The sequence below is a fragment of the Polaromonas sp. YR568 genome, from assembly GCF_943369675.1.
Taxonomy (GTDB): Bacteria; Pseudomonadota; Gammaproteobacteria; order Burkholderiales; family Burkholderiaceae_C; genus Polaromonas.
In genome coordinates, this window is the sequence record NZ_CALROB020000056.1 from 1 (window position 1) to 17,036 (window position 17,036).

Annotated in this window: 12 protein-coding genes; 7 read left to right on the forward strand and 5 right to left on the reverse strand. The window is 65.5% G+C overall.

Annotated features, from left to right (window positions below; translation table 11 throughout):
* The 6 genes from ACLV8F_RS21935 to urtE all read left to right on the forward strand — a co-directional run.
* A partial coding sequence (locus tag ACLV8F_RS21935; protein WP_411886316.1) for a hypothetical protein occupies positions 1-1,696 on the forward strand: 1,696 nt, incomplete at its 5' end.
* A gap of 196 nt (positions 1,697-1,892) precedes the next feature.
* Positions 1,893-3,158 (forward strand): urea ABC transporter substrate-binding protein, encoded by a 1,266-nt coding sequence (gene urtA, locus ACLV8F_RS21940; protein ID WP_411886317.1) that lies wholly within the window; start codon positions 1,893-1,895, stop codon positions 3,156-3,158.
* A 261-nt stretch (positions 3,159-3,419) separates the two neighbouring features.
* Entirely contained in the window at positions 3,420-4,997 is a 1,578-nt protein-coding gene (gene urtB, locus ACLV8F_RS21945) for an urea ABC transporter permease subunit UrtB (protein WP_411886318.1), read from the forward strand.
* Between the two features lie 2 nt (positions 4,998-4,999).
* A complete protein-coding gene (gene urtC / locus ACLV8F_RS21950; RefSeq protein ID WP_411886319.1) occupies positions 5,000-6,139 on the forward strand; it encodes an urea ABC transporter permease subunit UrtC in 1,140 nt (379 codons plus the stop codon).
* Complete coding sequence (urtD, locus tag ACLV8F_RS21955) at positions 6,136-7,020, forward strand: urea ABC transporter ATP-binding protein UrtD (RefSeq protein WP_411886320.1); 885 nt, start codon at positions 6,136-6,138, stop codon at positions 7,018-7,020. The genes urtC and urtD overlap by 4 nt, the downstream gene beginning before the upstream one ends.
* Before the next feature lie 176 nt (positions 7,021-7,196).
* Positions 7,197-7,889 (forward strand): urea ABC transporter ATP-binding subunit UrtE, encoded by a 693-nt coding sequence (gene urtE / locus ACLV8F_RS21960; RefSeq protein ID WP_411886321.1) that lies wholly within the window; start codon positions 7,197-7,199, stop codon positions 7,887-7,889.
* 245 nt (positions 7,890-8,134) lie between these two features.
* Here the strand turns inward: urtE and ACLV8F_RS21965 are convergent, their stop codons facing one another.
* The 3 genes from ACLV8F_RS21965 to ACLV8F_RS21975 form a co-directional block, all read right to left on the reverse strand.
* A complete protein-coding gene (locus tag ACLV8F_RS21965; protein ID WP_411886322.1) occupies positions 8,135-8,608 on the reverse strand; it encodes a hypothetical protein in 474 nt (157 codons plus the stop codon).
* Between the two features lie 232 nt (positions 8,609-8,840).
* Complete coding sequence (locus ACLV8F_RS21970; RefSeq protein WP_411886323.1) at positions 8,841-9,320, reverse strand: VOC family protein; 480 nt, start codon at positions 9,318-9,320, stop codon at positions 8,841-8,843.
* 90 nt (positions 9,321-9,410) lie between these two features.
* Positions 9,411-10,241, reverse strand: a complete 831-nt coding sequence (locus ACLV8F_RS21975) for an urease accessory protein UreD (RefSeq protein ID WP_411886324.1) — start codon at positions 10,239-10,241, stop codon at positions 9,411-9,413.
* Between the two features lie 142 nt (positions 10,242-10,383).
* Between ACLV8F_RS21975 and ACLV8F_RS21980 the strand changes: the two genes are divergently transcribed.
* The gene (locus ACLV8F_RS21980) at positions 10,384-12,090 is read left to right on the forward strand and encodes a sensor histidine kinase (RefSeq protein WP_411886325.1); all 1,707 of its coding nucleotides are present in this window, start codon (positions 10,384-10,386) and stop codon (positions 12,088-12,090) included.
* Between the two features lie 129 nt (positions 12,091-12,219).
* On the opposite strand, the gene cphA (ACLV8F_RS21985) is transcribed toward ACLV8F_RS21980, so the two are convergent.
* Both cphA (ACLV8F_RS21985) and cphA (ACLV8F_RS21990) read right to left on the reverse strand, forming a co-directional pair.
* The gene (gene cphA, locus ACLV8F_RS21985; protein ID WP_411886326.1) at positions 12,220-14,820 is read right to left on the reverse strand and encodes a cyanophycin synthetase; all 2,601 of its coding nucleotides are present in this window, start codon (positions 14,818-14,820) and stop codon (positions 12,220-12,222) included.
* Positions 14,820-17,030, reverse strand: a complete 2,211-nt coding sequence (cphA, locus tag ACLV8F_RS21990) for a cyanophycin synthetase (RefSeq protein ID WP_411886327.1) — start codon at positions 17,028-17,030, stop codon at positions 14,820-14,822. The genes cphA (ACLV8F_RS21985) and cphA (ACLV8F_RS21990) overlap by 1 nt, the downstream gene beginning before the upstream one ends.
* Positions 17,031-17,036 lie beyond the last annotated feature (6 nt).

The window sequence follows — 17,036 nt, forward strand, 5'->3', positions numbered from 1 at the left end:
TGTGCTGGTGACTTTGGTCCGGTCTTCCGGGGCAATCCCATGGTGGCAGGCGGCGGGATTTTCTTTTGTTTGCCTGCTGGTGTGGCTGGCGGCCGGTTGGTTCGGGGTTTTGCAGCGGGGGCGTGGCACCGGCACTGCACCGACGCTTGCGGCCCTTTTGTGGTGGCTGGTTGGGGGTGTTGTGCTGGTCGCGGCCGGGTTGGTTTGTCTGCACGGCAGTGCGCGCTGGGGCCAGGCGCTGGTGGCCGGCGCCATGGCCGGTGTGTCGTGGGCGATTGTCTTGCCCCTGGGCATCGCGCTGGCGGTGGCGCTGTGTGGCTGGCAATTCACCACAACATTGCTGTCCGGGCTGCATGCCAACTTCTGGGGCTTGTGCTCGGGGCGAACGCAGCAGCCAGGAGATTCGATCACGGGCCTGACGGACTGGCTCACAGGCTACTTCAACGACATCGCCGGGCTGAAGGCCGAGGCCAGGCCGCTGACCTTGGGCGACCTGTGGGAGGGGCGCCAACTCAGTGACGAGGTGGCGCTTTCAATGAAAGATGACAAAGCCCCCCTCGACCGGGCCATCAATTTTGAGGTGATGACAACGGCCGTCAGCCAGCAGATGTGTTACGCCATACCTTTTCGCGTGGGCTCGGGTGCTTTTTATTTTGATGAGAAGGAGTGGGCACGTCTCTTTCCGGCTTCGGTCATCGCCTGGCTGGTCAAAGCCAGCGATGCGGAGAAGGCGGCCAGCGACGCGGAGCGCAAGCGCAGCAACCCGGAGTGGAAGGGCAGCAAAGAAGTGACAACAGAGGAAGGCACGCTGCTCAGGCGCCTGCCGTCCAACCGCAACCTGCCAGTCGTGCTGCTGGTTCGGATGAGCCTCAGCTTTCCGATTCTGCTGTCTGCCGTGCCCATGTATGCGGTGGATCACAGCAGCGATAAAACCAAGGGACATGCCAAGCGCGTGTGGTTCTCGGACGGGGGTATCTCGAGCAACATGCCGCTGCATTTCTTCGACGCGCCGCTGCCGGGCCACCCGACCTTTGCCGTGAACCTGAAGGCGGAGCATCCTGATTACCCCATCGTTAAAGATGCGCCGGCATGCCAGGAGGGCAATGGCCGGGTCTATCTGGCACAAGACAACAACGCGGGGCGTCAGCTTTATTGGGAGCCACCAGCCGATGGGTCGCCGCAAGGCCTGTTCAGCTTCCTGGCGAGTATTGTCAAAACCATGCAGAACTGGCGCGACGAAATCCAGTTTCCCTACCCGGGCTACCGGGACCGTATCGTCCAGATAAGCCAGCGTGACGATGAAGGAGGTTTAAACCTGGATATGCCCGACAGCCACATCAAGGCGCTGGGTGAAGCCGGGGAGTGCGCGGCAGAGAAGATTACCGCGCGCTTCAAGCCGGACGCAGCCGCTGGTCCGGCTGCTGGCGGTTGGGAGAATCACAAGAGGATTCGTTTGAGAACCTTCCTCGCGCTGGCTGAAGAGTTGTGTCGCCACCCCTCCTTGCGCGATTCACAGTGGGACGCCGTGCTCGCCAATGGCTCAAGCCTGCGCTACAACGCAAAGGAGCAGGCATTGGCACGCAAGATATTGGATGATTTGCGTGCGATCGGAACTGCGGCACAGGACAGTGGCGTTTCACTTGCCGAGAAAGCGCCCAAACCACGCGCTTCCTTGCGCATCAGCCCGCGAATCTGAGGGCATTGCCCGAATGCTGCCTGGCCAGCCCGGGTACGCGTCCACCCCGCATACGCCACCCGGCGTATTCCCCAATCCCCCTCCGGTCCCCAGAATCGGCTCATCGCTGCACCAAAGCCATGTTTTCCGGCTTTCGCGCAGCGAAAAGTGATTGATTTACGCAGTTAGTTCCTATACCTACCGGAGAGGATTCACCATGACACAACAACGTCGCTTCACCCTCAAGGCCATGACCGCCGCCGTCGCGCTGGCCGGCCTGGGCGCCTTCCCCGCCTTCGCGCAGGACACGATCAAGGTCGGCATCCTGCACAGCCTGTCGGGCACGATGGCGATTTCTGAAACCACGCTGAAAGATACCGTGCTGATGGCGATCGAAGAGATCAATGCCAAGGGCGGCGTGATGGGCAAGAAGCTCGAGCCAGTGGTGGTGGACCCGGCCTCCAACTGGCCTCTCTTTGCTGAAAAAACCAAGCAGCTGCTGGGCCAGGACAAGGTCGCCGTGATTTTCGGCTGCTGGACTTCGGTGTCGCGCAAGTCGGTGCTGCCGGTTGTTGAAGAAATGAACGGCCTGCTGTTCTACCCCGTGCAGTACGAGGGTGAAGAGCTGTCCAAGAACGTGTTCTACACGGGCGCGGCGCCCAACCAGCAGGCCATTCCTGCGGTCGACTATTTGATGAGCAAGGCCGGCGGCGGCGCCAAGCGCTGGGTGCTGCTGGGTACCGACTACGTCTACCCCCGCACGACCAACAAGATCCTGCGCGCTTACCTGAAGAGCAAGGGCGTGAAGGACACGGACATCGACGAGAAATACACCCCCTTCGGCCACAGCGATTACCAGACCATCGTGGCTGACGTGAAGAAGTTCTCGCAAGGCGGCAAGACGGCCGTGGTGTCCACCATCAACGGCGACTCCAACGTGCCCTTCTACAAAGAACTGGGCAATGCCGGCCTGAAGGCCAAGGACGTGCCCGTGGTGGCCTTCTCGGTCGGTGAAGAAGAGCTGCGCGGCGTGGACACCAAGCCCCTGGTCGGCCACCTGGCTGCCTGGAATTATTTCCAGTCCATCAAGAGCCCGGCGAATACCGAGTTCATCAAGAAGTGGTCCGCCTATGCCAAGGCCAAGAAGCTCCCGGGCTCCGACAAGCCTTTGACGAACGACCCGATGGAAGCGACCTATATCGGCATCAACATGTGGAAGCAGGCGGTTGAAAAGGCCAAGTCCACGGATACCGACAAGGTGATCGCCGCCATGGCCGGCCAGACCTTCAACGCGCCTTCCGGCATCGTGTCGAAGATGGATGAGAAAAACCATCACCTGCACAAGTCGGTGTTTATCGGCGAGATCAAGGCCGATGGGCAGTTCAATGTGGTGTGGAAGACGCCTGGTCCTGTGAAGGCCAAGCCATGGTCTCCTTACATCGAAGGCAACGATAAAAAGCCTGATGAACCCGTGAAGAAATAAGCGACTAGGGTGGGGTGGGGCCGTCGCGCCCTCACCCTAGCCCTCTCCCGGAGGGAGAGGGTAGAAAACCCTGAAGATGGTCTTTTGTCTTCACTCCTTCTCCCCTCGGGGGAGAAGGCGGGGATGAGGGGCCAGCGGCCTTCGCTTCGAGACCGGCCCGGTTCTTGCTCACTGATCAAGACCGGCGCCCACAAGGAAGTTGCAGTCTGGGCGCCACACGATGCTCTTGTGTGCCGCGCCCAAACTACAGGTTCTTTCCACATGCTGCTACGCCACTTTTTCCTCTCCCTCCTCACGCTTTTTCTGGCAGCCCACGCCCACGCCTTGACCGTCGACGAGGTCAAGGCCATGGCCATTGGCGAGACCGAGGCGCGGGTGGATGCGCTGGCCAAGGCTGCGGCGGTGGCGGATGACAAGACGGCCGCTTTCATCCAGGCGCTGAGTGACGACGCGGTGAAGACCAAGGGCGACAAGGTCTATGTCGTGAAGGACGACAAGGCGTTTGACCCGGTGACGGGCGCCGAGACGCCGCTGCCGGCCGATGCGGAAGACGTGATCAACCCCAACATCCTGCGCAGCGAGATCGACAACGCGCTGGCGGCGCTCAAGCTGTTCTCCAAGGACGAAAAGCTGCGGCGCGACGCGATCAAGACACTGGGCGGCGACAACGACGAGGCGCGCCTGCCGCTGATCGAAAAAGCCTACGCGGCCGAGACGGTGCCCGAGCTGAAGAACCAGCTGGAGCTGATGCGCGCGGCCATCATGCTGGGCAGTGCCGACAAGGCCAAGCGGCTGGAAGCTGCCTCGCAGCTGGCCGCCAGCAAAAACCCCAACACCAAGACCGTGCTGATAGAGCGCCTGGGCACCGAGGCCGATGCCGACGTGAAGGTGGCCCTGCAGGCGGCGCTGGCCAAGGTCGAGGCTTCGCTCGAATGGGGCAACCGCCTGGGCGCGATTTTCAGCGGCATCAGCCTGGGCAGCATTTTGTTGCTGGTGGCGCTGGGCCTGGCCATCACTTACGGGCTGATGGGCGTCATCAACATGGCGCATGGCGAGCTGATGATGATTGGCGCCTACGCCACCTATGTGGTGCAGGGCCTGTTCCAGAAGTATTTGCCGGGGATGTTTGACTGGTATTTGCTGGCCGCGGTGCCGGTGGCCTTTATGGCCTCGGCGCTGATGGGCGCGGCGCTGGAGCGCAGCGTGATCCGCTTCCTCTACGGCCGGCCGCTGGAGACCTTGCTGGCCACCTGGGGCATCAGCCTGATGCTGCAGCAACTCGTGCGTTCCATCTTCGGCGCGCAAAACGTCGGTGTGGAAAACCCGGTGTGGATGAGCGGCGGCGTGCAGGTGCTGGGCAATTTGTCATTGCCTTACAACCGGCTGGTGATCATTGTGTTTGCGGTGGCGGTGCTGCTGGGCGTGGCCTGGCTGATCAGCCGCACGCGCCTGGGCCTGTTTGTGCGCGGCGTCACGCAGAACCGGCCGATTGCGGCCTGCATGGGCGTGAACACGGCGCGGGTCGATACCTATGCCTTCGCGCTGGGCTCCGGCATCGCGGGCCTGGCCGGCTGCGCGCTGAGCCAGGTCGGCAACGTCGGGCCTGACCTGGGCCAGGGCTATATCGTGGATTCCTTCATGGTCGTGGTGCTGGGCGGCGTGGGCCAGCTGGCGGGCACGGTGTATGCCGCGATGGGCCTGGGCATCCTGAACAAATTCCTCGAAGGCTGGACAGGCGCCGTGCTGGCCAAGATCGCCGTGCTGGTCTTCATCATCATCTTCATCCAGAAGCGGCCGCAGGGCATCTTCGCGATGAAGGGCCGCAGCGCAGAGGCCTGAACATGAGCACCCCCATGGCCACCCCCAACACCGCCGCCTCCCGCGTGCAACTCCCGGCCAAAGGCCCGCTGCTGACGCGCGGCGGCTGGAGCGCCTTCATGATGGCGCTGATCGCCGTCTGCGCCGTGGCGCCTGTGCTCAACCTCTGGGTGCCCGAGGGCAGCGTGTTCCACATGAGCACCTATGCGGTGGCGCTGCTGGGCAAGATCATGTGCTACGCCATCTGCGCGCTGGCCATGGACCTGATCTGGGGTTACACCGGCATCCTCTCGCTGGGGCACGGCGTGTTTTTTGCGCTGGGCGGCTACACCATGGGCATGTATTTGATGCGCCAGATAGGCCGCGATGGCAATTACAAAAGCGAGCTGCCGGACTTCATGGTCTTCCTGGACTGGAAGACGCTGCCCTGGCACTGGACCTTCAGCGACAGCTTTGTGGCGACGCTGCTCCTCATCGTGCTGGTGCCGGGCATCGTGGCCTTTGTGTTCGGCTTCTTTGCCTTCCGCTCGCGCATCAAGGGGGTGTATTTCTCCATCATCACCCAGGCCATGACGTTTGCGGCCATGCTGCTGTTCTTCCGCAATGAGACGGGTTTTGGCGGCAACAACGGTTTTACCGACTTCAAGCGCATCCTGAACATCCCGCTGGCCACGCCCTCCATGCGCATGACGCTGTTTGTGCTGACGGGTTTGACGTTGCTGGGCTTCTTCCTGTTTGCCAAATGGCTGGTGGGCAGCAAGTTCGGCCGCGTGCTGCAGGCGATTCGCGATGCCGAAACGCGGGTGATGTTCTCGGGCTACAGCCCGCTGGGCTACAAGCTCACGATCTGGGTGATCTCGGCCGTGATGTGCGGCGTGGCCGGCGCGCTGTATGTGCCGCAGGTCGGCATCATCAACCCCGGTGAAATGAGCCCGGCCAATTCGATCGAGATTGCCATCTGGGCGGCAGTCGGCGGCCGTGCGAGCTTGATTGGCCCGATCGTCGGCGCCTTTATCGTCAACGGCGCCAAGAGCTGGCTGACGGTGGCGTACCCCGAGTTCTGGCTGTACTTCCTGGGCCTGCTGTTCATAGGCGTGACGCTGTTCCTGCCCGATGGCGTGGTGGGCCTGGTCAAGAAATTCCGCAAAGGCGGTGCGAAATGACCCCCGACCTTCTTGAGCAAGGCGCGCGCCGCGTGGAAGAGCGCCTGGCCGCGCTGCAGGCCGGCAAGTCCAACACCGAATCCGGCGGCCGCAGCGCCAGCGGCAGCCGCGTGGCCCACGCCGCCGGCGAGGTCGACGTCACCCACGGCCGCATCCTGTACCTGGAAGACGTGAGCGTGAGTTTTGACGGCTTCAAGGCCATCAACAAGCTGAGCCTGGACATCGCGCCCGGCGAGCTGCGCTGCATCATCGGCCCCAACGGCGCCGGCAAGACGACCATGATGGACATCATCACCGGCAAGACCCGGCCCGATGAAGGCACGGTGTTTTTCGGCAGCACGATTGATTTGCTGCGCCACAAGGAAGCCGAAATCGCCCAGCTGGGCATAGGCCGCAAGTTCCAGAAGCCCACGGTGTTCGAGCAGCTCACCGTCTTTGAAAACCTGGAGCTGGCCCTGAAGACCAACAAGGGCGTGAAGCATTCGATGTTCTTCAGGCTGGACTCCGCCCAAAGCGACCGCCTGGCCGAAATCCTGGTGACGATTCACCTGGCCGACAGCGTGGGGCGCCTGGCCGGCAACCTGAGCCACGGACAAAAACAGTGGCTCGAGATCGGCATGCTGCTGATGCAGGACCCCAAGCTGCTGCTGCTCGACGAGCCGGTGGCCGGCATGACCGATGAGGAGACCGCGCGGACGGCCGAACTCTTCCTGACGCTCAAGGGCAAACATTCGCTGATGGTGGTCGAGCACGACATGAGTTTTATCAAGACGATTTCGGAGATTGTTACCGTCCTCTGCGACGGCTCGGTGTTGGCGCAAGGCACGCTGGACCAGGTGCAGGCCGACGAGCGGGTGATCGAGGTCTACCTTGGCCGCTAGCGGACCCCGGCATGGCTCCCTCTCCCGCAAGCGGGAGAGGGCAGGGGTGAGGGTATGCGGCTTGCGCGGTTCAGCCACACTGCTTGGTGGGGCGCAGCGACCCCTCACCCCCACCCTCTCCCCAAAGGGGCGAGGGAGTAAAACCCCCACGTCTTCTGTTGCTCAAGGCCAATGACATGCTCACAGCCAAAAACATTAACCAGTATTACGGCGGCTCCCACATCCTGCGGGATGTGAGCCTGACCGCCCACCTGGGCAAGGTCACGGTTCTGCTGGGCCGCAACGGCGTAGGCAAGACCACGCTGCTCAAGTCTTTGATGGGCCTGGTCCCCATCAAAACCGGCACCATCGAATTCGACGGCAAACAAATCCAGGCCAGCACGCCGTATGAGCGCGCAAGGGCCGGCATAGGCTTCGTCCCCCAAGGCCGCGAAATTTTTGCCCGCCTGACAGTCGAAGAAAACCTGCGCATGGGCCTGGCGTACAAAAGCGCCAGCACGCCTATCCCGGCCGAGCTGTATGAACTGTTCCCGGTGCTCAAGCAGATGCTCGGTCGCCGCGGCGGTGACCTGTCAGGCGGGCAGCAGCAGCAACTCGCGATCGCGCGCGCACTCGCGGCCAAACCCAAGCTGCTAATCCTGGACGAACCCACCGAAGGCATACAGCCCAGCATCATCAAGGACATAGGCCGCGTGATCCGCATGCTGGCTGATCGCGGCGACATGGCCATCCTGCTGGTGGAGCAGTACTACGATTTTGCGCAGGAGCTGGCCGATGACTACCTCGTGATGGAACGGGGGGAGTTTATTGGCCGTGGGTTGGGCAAGGACATGGAAGTGAACGGCGTTCGGCAGATGGTGGCGATTTAGGGCGCCGGGTCTTGCGCCGGCGGGCGCGCGCGTCTTCTGTTATCTGTGCTTAGTTCTGCTGGCCGGGCCACTCCCGGCCAGCAAACCTCAGAGGAGAGCGCCCCCGCCGGGGCAGGACCCGGCATACCCACCCGACCCCAACGGCGTTGCGGCCTCACAAAAAGAAGTGGGCCGCAATGCGGCCCACCTTTGCTTCTGCTTCATCCGGGGTTTTCATCAAACCGCGGCGGAGCGAGTGGCAACTGTTATTGCGGTGCGGGGATCACCACAATGTTGTCGGAAGAGGTCTGCGGCTGGATGCGGACGTTGGTGGCGCCGGCTGGCACGACCACGGTTTCTACCTGGCGAATGGCGCCGCCGCCGGCAACGCTGCCGTCGGTCTTGCCGTAGCCGACGATGCGGGCCTGGCAGGCAATCAATTCTTCACCCTGGAAGACGTCGCAGCGCTTCAGCGCGTTGGCACCGAACTGGCCGCCGGCGTTGTCGACCTGGCCGGCGCGTTTGGCGGCGTTGGCGTTGCGGACTTCGGTCATGCAGGTTTCGCGGTCTTGCTGCGTGCGGCCGGTCAGGCAGGCGTTCATTTCGCTGCGGGCGCTGCCCGTGGCGTCAATACCGGTGGTGCCGGCTGCGATCTGGGCGGTGGCGCCCAGGGAGAGCAGGGCGGCGATGCCGAAGGCTGCGGCGCTTTTGGCGAGGCGGAAATTCTGGGTTGCATTCATGGTCAAACTCCTTGTTCGGACTCGACGGATGTCGATGAGTGGAGTCTGTGCCGCATACCGTCCCGGCCTTGAAAGGAAAAGCTCCGGGCCACCCGTGCCCTATGCCCATTCGCCTGTAGGACGGGTCTCTCATGTCTGACAGCCCGCCGCCCAAAGCCCGCCTCAAGTCAGACCAGGGCAGCCAAACCACTGGATTCACATACAGAGCAGGCCGGATGTCGGGGGCGGCGCGTCAGCCCCGGACTGCGGCTTCTATCGCGGCGACGTCGATTTTTTTCATGGTCATCATCGCGTCGAAGGCGCGCTTGGCGGCCGCGCGGTCTGGGCCGGACACTGCATCGGTGAGGACGCGAGGGGTGATCTGCCATGAGACGCCCCACTTGTCCTTGCACCAGCCGCACTCGCTTTCCTGGCCGCCGTTGTTGACGATCGCGTTCCACAGGCGGTCGGTTTCAGCCTGGTCGTCGGTGGCGATCTGGAAGGAGAAGGCTTCGCTTTGCTTGAAGTGCGGGCCGCCGTTGAGCCCGACGCAGGGGATGCCGGCGACGGTGAATTCAACCGTCAGGACGTCGCCCTGCTGGCCGTCGGGGTAGTTTCCGGGCGCGTGCATGGTGTTGCCGACCTTGCTGTCGGGGAATGTTTTGGCATAGAAGTTGGCGGCGTCAAGGGCATCGCGTTCGTACCAGAGGCAAATCGTGTTCTTGGGGGCCATGGGGGTGTCTCCTGAAAAGCTTGGGCTTTCCATCCTACCCAAGCCGGGGCGCCGCGCGTGTAGGCAAGCGCCGACGCCGGTGGGTGAGGCTCAGGTCGACCACAGCCGTGGCGTAGACGGCGCCAGCTGCCACAGCTCCTTGCGCCAGGCCTGCCACACCTGCCGCAGCAGGGCCATGGCGGGCTCGACCACGGGCGAGAGCACACGCACGACGACGACCTGCGCGTCGGGGCTGGTGGCGCCGGCGTTGGGGCTCAGCGTATGGGCCTGCAACACCTCGCGGGCACAGTCGAGCGCGCGCTGGCGCCGGTTGCGTTCCAGCTTGCTGCCGGTGACAAGGAACAGCGAGGCGATGCAGCGCCGGCCGGCCATGCCCAGCGGGCCGTCCATCAGCAGGCTGTCGGCAGCGTCGAGGCGGGCGCGTTCCAGCCAGACGCCGGGCACTTCGATGTGCTGGCGGAAGCTGCCGCTTTCAAACGGCTGGCCGGCGGCGGGCAGGCCCAGCGCGGTGACGTCCCAGCCCATGAGTTCGGCGCCGGGCGCGAGCGACATGGTCAGGCGGTTTTCGGCGAGGCAGCCGCTGTAGCAGATGGCTTCGAGCGGCAGCCATTCCATGCGCGCGCCGGCTTGCAGCGTGAGGCGGGTGTTTTGCAAGGCGGGCTCCCCGGTGGAGCGGTAAAAGCGGGTGGCGCCCGGCGTGGTGATGAGGCCGTGGGTGCCGGGGGCTGCGCTGAAGGCCAGCTCCAGTGTGTCGCCGCCGACCAGGCCGCCGGGCGGGTGGACGATGACGTTGTGGCAGATGGCGTCGCCTTCGGGGTACAGGCTTTGCAGGATGCGCAGCGGGCCGCTGTGGCGGAAGTGGGCAAGCGTCTTGCCGGCCTGGTGTGTGTAGTCGAGTGCGAGTGTCGCGTTCCAGGTCATGCGGCAAGTCTAACGCGGGGCCTTGGGGCGGGACCGGCATCACCGGGCACCGGAACAGTGCGCGCCCGGCGCCCGCACCAGCGTGGCTTTCGCGGGTTTGCGCGCATTTGCGATCCCCGCGCCGCTGGGTAGGATCGCCAGGATGCGCAAAGGCCTGAACCTGCTGAAGCGGCTGCCCCTGGGCGTCGCGACCATCGTGTCGGTGTGCCTGCTGCTTTCCGCGCTGGTGGGGATGTTTTTTTACATGCAGATCCGGCACGAGCGGCAAGAAGCCATCGAGTCGCAGATGCGGCACAACGCCAACCTGGCGGTGATCTTCGCCGAACAGGCCATCGCCATCCTGCAGGACGTTGACGGCATCCTGCTGGACACGCGCAAGGCCTACTACGAGCAGGGGACCCGGCTGCAGCTGGACGAGCTTCCAACACCCATGAACCTGTCGGTGAGGGCCCTGCTCTACCGCCGCGTCATCAACGAAGACGGCAAGGTGGTGGTGGGGCCGACGACGCCGCTGCCCTTCAACGCCGCGGACCGCGACTATTACAAGGCGCAGATGGCCAGCACGGCCGATGAGATGGTGGTGGGCACCGCGCTGGACAGCTGGCACACCGGGCGCCGCACCGTCCACGTCAGCCGGCGCCTGGTCAAACCCGGCGGCGGCTTCGGCGGCGTGGCCGTGGTCGGCCTGGACGCGACCATCTTCACCGAGCTGTACCAGAAAGTCGACATGGGCAACGAGGGGCTGGTGGCCTTCGTCGGCTTTGACGGGCAGGTGCGCGCGCGGCGCCTGGGCGCGGAGGTGAGTTTCGGCGGCGACGTCTCGGGCTTCCCCACCTTGCGCAAAATCCTCGCGGAAAGGGCCACGACACCCAGCGGAAGCGTGGTGGCGACCAGCCAGCTCGACGGCGTATCGCGGGTGGTCAGCTTCCAGGTGATCCCTTCGCTGGCGATGATGGTGATGGTCGGCACCGCGTCGCAGGAGGCGCTGGCCGGCGCCGACGAACGCGCCAAGGGCTACATCAGCATCGCGCTGGGAAGCACCGCGCTGCTGCTGATGCTGGCGGCGGCGCTGTCGGCCGTGTTCATGCACCAGCGCAAACACACACTGCAGGTCGAAAGCCTGAACCTGGGCCTGGAGCAGCGCATCGAGGCGCGCACACGCGACCTCAAAGAAGCCAACCGGCGCCTGGAATCGTTTTCGTATTCGGTCTCGCACGACCTGCGCGGGCCGCTGTCGACGATAGACGGCTTCAGCGGCCTGCTGCAAAGGCGCAAAACACTGCAGGCCGACGAGCCCTCGCTGGCGCTGGTGGGCCGCATACGCAGCGGCGTCGCGCAGATGGCGCTGCTGGTCGACGGGCTGCTGTCGCTGGCGACCATCTCACGCGGCAACCTGCACCGCGAACCCGTCAACCTGAGCGCCATCGCAAATCAGTTGCTCAGGCAGCACGCGCAGGCCGACACCGGGCGCGAAGTCGAAGTCCACGTGCACGACAACATGGTCGCCCAGGCCGACAGCCGCCTGATGACCTCGGTGCTCACCAACCTCATCGGCAACGCCTGGAAGTTCAGCGCGAAGACACCGTCGGCCCGCATAGAGGTCGGCAGCCAGGCCGGTGCGGAAGGGGAGACGGTATTTTTTGTGAGCGACAACGGCCCGGGGTTTGACATGGCGAATGCCGGGAAGTTGTTCCAGGTGTTTGAGCGGCTGGATTCCACCTCGCAGTTTGAGGGAACCGGCATTGGACTGGCGACGGTCAGGCAGGTCGTGGAGATGCATCAGGGGAAGGTTTGGGCTGAGAGTGCGCCTGGTCAAGGCGCGGTGTTTTATTTCACTATTGGGGAGTGAGTGATTGCCGGGTCTTGCGCCGGCGCGCTTCCCTCTCTTTGCTCTTTTTGCTGAGGGCTGCTGGCCGGGCAACCCCCGGCCAGCAAGCCTACGCAGAGGGCAGGCGCGCAAGCCGGAGCAAGACCCGGCCTAACTGACTTTTTCTTTTGCGTCCTTGACCCGAGCAGCCAAATGCTCAAGCGCCTCCTGCACCTGATCCACCAGGATCAAACAAAGATCCCCGGGAGACAGCCGCTCAAGCGCAGTGTCGATGGCCAGGAACTCCCCCCGTATCTCATCAATCTGCTTCGTCCGGCGAGCAAGATGCGCACCTTCAAGGCCTTCGCGCAGCAGTGCCATGACCTCGCCGTCAGCCCGGCCGCGCTGGGCCGCGTCCTGGTAGAGGATGACGTTGTCGAACGCGCCGCCCAGGATGATGGTCTGGTCGCGGATGTCGCTGTCGCGGCGGTCGCCGGCGCCGCTGATGACGACGCTGCGGCGCTGGCCGGGTGTGGCGGGCATGGCGTCGACGGCGGCCACCAGGGCGCGCATGGCGTCCGGGTTGTGGCCGTAGTCGGCGATGACGGTGGCGCCCTTGTAGTCCATGACGTTGAAGCGGCCGGGCGCGTTGTGCGCGTCGTTGACGAAGCTGGCCAGGCCTCGCTTGATGGTGTCCCAGTTCAGGCCCGCGCCCCAGGCGGCGGCGACGGCGGCCATGACGTTTTCAACCTGGAAGCTGATGCTGCCGCCGCGCGTGACGGGCACGCCCTGCAGCGGGATGCGTTCGACCCAGGCGCCTTCGGCGGCCACCAGCATGGGGCCGTCGATGTAGACGGTGCGTTTGCCCTGCGCGCGGTGCGTGGCCATGAGCGGGTGGTGCCGGTCGGCGGCGAAGAAGATGACCTTGCCGGGGCAGGTGGCGGCCATGTCGGCGACGATGGGGTCGGCGGCATTGAGCACCGCGTAACCGGTGGTCGAGACGTTTTGCACGATGACGCGCTTGAGGACGGCCAGGTCTTCCACCGTGGTGATGTAGTTCAGGCCCAGGTGGTCGCCGCTGCCGATGTTGGTGACGACGGCGACTTCGCAGCGGTCAAAGCCCAGGCCTTCGCGCAGCACGCCGCCGCGGGCGATTTCGAACACGGCCGCGTCGACGTCGGGGTGCATGAGCACGTTGCGCGCGCTCTTGGGGCCGCTGCAGTCGCCGCTGTCGGTCTGCCGGCCGTTGATGTAGACGCCGTCGGTATTCGTCATGCCGGTGCGCAGGCCGTCGGCGGCCATCAGGTGGGCAATCAGGCGGGTGGTGGTGGTCTTGCCGTTGGTGCCGGTGACGGCGATGACGGGCACGCGGCCGTTGTCGCCGGGGGCGAAGAGTTCGTCGATCATGGCCACGCCGACGGCGCGGCCCTTGCCGTAGGAAGGCGACAAATGCATGCGCAGGCCGGGCGCGGCGTTGACTTCAACGACGCCGCCGTTTTGCGATTCAAGCGGGCGCAGCATGCTTTCGCAGACCACGTCGACGCCGCAGATGTGCAGGCCCACCATTTGCGCGGCGGCCACGGCGCGCGCCGCCACCGAGGGGTGCACGTCGTCGGTGACGTCGGTGGCGGTGCCGCCGGTGCTGAGGTTGGCGTTGTTGCGCAGGATGACGCGGCGGCCCTTGGCGGGAATCGATTCGGGCGTGAGTTCCTGCACTTCCAGGCGCGCGACGGCGATGTCGTCAAAGCGGATCTTGGTCAGCGAGGTGGCGTGGCCTTCGCCGCGCCGCGGGTCCTGGTTGACGATGTCGACGAGTTCGCGCACGGTGTGCAGGCCGTCGCCCACCACCTGCGGCGGCTCGCGGCGCGAGGCTGCGACCAGCTTGTTGCCGACCACCAGCAGGCGGAAGTCGCTGCCGGGCAAAAACTTCTCGACCATGACCTCGCCGTGTTCGGCGGCGGCCTTGTAGGCGACGTCGAGGTGGTCGCGCGTGATGATGTTGACGGTGACGCCCTTGCCCTGGTTGCCGTCCTGCGGCTTCACGACCACGGGCAGGCCCACCTGCTGCGCGGCGGCCCAGGCGTCGTCGGGGTCGGTGACGGGACGGCCCAGCGGCACGGGCACGCCGGCGGCGCGCAGCAGTTTTTTGGTGAGGTCTTTGTCTTGCGCGATGGATTCGGCGACGGCGCTGGTGGAATCGACTTCAGCGGCCTGGATGCGGCGCTGTTTCGAGCCCCAGCCGAACTGCACCATGCTGCCCTTGGTGAGGCGGCGGTAAGGAATGCCGCGCGCGACGGCCGCGTCGACGATGGCGCCGGTGCTGGGGCCCAGGCGCTCGTCCTCGTCGAGGTCGCGCAGCTGGGCAATCGCGGCTTCGAAATCAAAGGCGGTGTCGCGCAGGGCGGCGTGGATCAAGGCCTGGGCGAGTTCAACGGCCAGGCGGCCGACGGCTTCCTCGCTGTACTCGACGATGACCTGGTAGGTGCCGGCCTCGACGGTGGCGGCGGTGTGGCTGAAGGTGATGGGGCAGCCGGCGGCGGCCTGCAGCTCGAGCGCGGCGGCTTCAAGCACGTGGGCCAGCGAGAGCGCGCCGGCGTGGCCGGTCTGGCGCAATGCGCCCATGCCGGGGAAGAGCGCGCGCACGCGTGGCTCGAAGCCGGGCAGGGCGGCGATGTTGCACTCAAGCGGGGTGCAGGCGACGATGGCTTCGAGCGCCGTGTGGCGGCTCCAGAGGTTGGGGCCGCGCAGGGCGCGGATGCGGGACACTTCCATTACTCGGCACTCCCGGCGGTTTTAGGGGTGGTTTCAAAGGCTTCCATGCCGGCGCCTATCAGGTTGAGCGAAATACCGAGGGCCCAGGCGGCGCCCACGGCGGCCAGCAGGGCGTCTTCACTGAGGTCGCGGCGTTCGCGCCAGGCCGACAGCTTGCCCAGGCCGGGCAGGAAGGCCTCGCTGGCGCCGGTGGCCAGCACCACCTGGTCTTGCCGCACATACAGTGCGCGGCCGCCTTGGGCGCAGTGCGCGGCGATGGCCGCGGCCTTGGGGTCGGTGCTGTAGAAAATCACTTCACCGTCGCAGAGCTCGGCCATGTCGGCAATGCGCGGGTCGCCGGCATTGAGCACGGCGGCGCCGCCGGGCAGCACCACGTCGACCTGCGACCGCATGACCTTGAACATCTGCTCGTCTTCGGTGATGTCGAACTCGGCAAGCCCTTGCGCGCCGCCCAGGTCGGTGACCACGCCGACCTGGCATTTGTCGTACGGCAGGCCGGTGCGCAAAATCGTGTCGGCGCCGTTTTCAAACACGGCGGCCTGCACCGCGCGGTTGATCAGCAGGCGTTGGCCGGCTTCCCAGTTGGCGCAGTCGGAGGCGTCCACGCAGCGCTGGTCGAGGAAGAGGCCCGCCTGGCAGGCCAGGCCGGTGTGCCGGCCCGACAGGTGCAGCAGCCAGGCCACGAGTTTGGCGATGCGGTGGTTGCCCGTGGAGCCGGCGATGCCGACGATGGGAATGCGGCCGTCGGGGCCGGTGTCGGCATCGGTGTGCGGGAACAGGTGGTCGCAGATGGCGCGGCCCACCGGGCGCGGCGAGCCCTCGGCGGGCTTGAGGTGCATCAAGAGGCCGGGCCCGGCGTTGACTTCCACAATCGCGCCGCCCTGCTCGTGCAGCGGGCGGGAGATGTCTTGCGCGACCACGTCGACGCCGGCGATGTCCAGGCCCACCACGCGGGCGGCCAGCGAGACGATGTGGTCGACGTCGGGGTGCACGGCGTCGGTGCAGTCCAGGGCGACGTTGCCGTTGCGCTGGATCAGCACTTCGCGGCCGGCCGCGGGCACGGCCTCGGGCGCCAGGCCCTGGCGCTGCAGGTCGAGGATGACGGCGCCGTCTTCGGCGGTGTTGATGCGGCCCAGCGGGAAGTCCTCACCGACGCCGCGGCGCGGGTCGGTGTTGAGCTGGGCGTCGACCAGCTGGGTGACGGTGGACACGCCGTCGCCCGTGACGCAGGCAGTCTCGCCGCGCGCGGCGGCGACCACGCGGCCGCCGACCACCAGCAGGCGGTGCTCATGGCCGCGCACAAAACGCTCGACCATGACTTCGCTGCCGTGCCGCGCGGCCACCGCGAAGGAGGCCTCGACTTCGGCCTGGGTTTTCAGGTCCAGCGAGACGCCGCGGCCGTGGTTGCCGTCGGAGGGCTTGACGACTACCGGCAGGCCGATGTCCTGGGCCGCTTCCCAGGCTTCTTCGGCGGTGGCGACGATCTGGCCCTCGGGCACCGGCACGCCGCAGGTGGCCAGCAGGCTTTTGGTGAGGTCCTTGTCGTGGGCGATGCCTTCGGCGATCGCGCTGGTCAGGTCGGTTTCGGCCGTCCAGATGCGGCGCTGGCTGGCGCCGTAGCCCAGCTGCACCAGGTTGCCGTCATTCAGGCGGATGTGGGGGATGCGGCGGTCGGTGGCGGCGGCCACGATGGAGGCGGTGCTGGGGCCGAGGTAGCAGTCGTCGACCATGGCGCGGATTTTTTCGACCGCGGCCTGCACGTCGGCCTGGCCGTAGGGCGTGCCGTTGATGGCGGCCATCAGCAGGCGGTGGCCCTCGGCCAGCGCGGTGCGGGCGACCTGCTCGTCGCGCGCCCGGAAGACCATGCGGTAGACGCCGCGCTGGGTGGTGCTGCGCGTCTGGCCGAAACCGGTGGGCATGTCGGACAGGTTGAGCAGCTCGATGACCACGTGTTCCAGCACGTGGCCGGACCAGGTGCCTTCCAGCAGGCGCTGGATGAAGCCGCCGCGCTCGCCCACGCCGCAGTGGTGTTCGACCAGCGCCGGCAGCAGGGCGACCAGGCGGTCGTTGAAGCCGGGGAGTTCGTTGGAGGGAAAGTCTTCGAGGGTGCCGAGGTCCAGCCAGACCTCCAGCACGGCCCGGTAAGTCCAGATGTTGGGGCCGCGCAAATAGTTGATGCGCAGCAGCTTGATGTCGTCCTGTGGGCTCATTGTGTT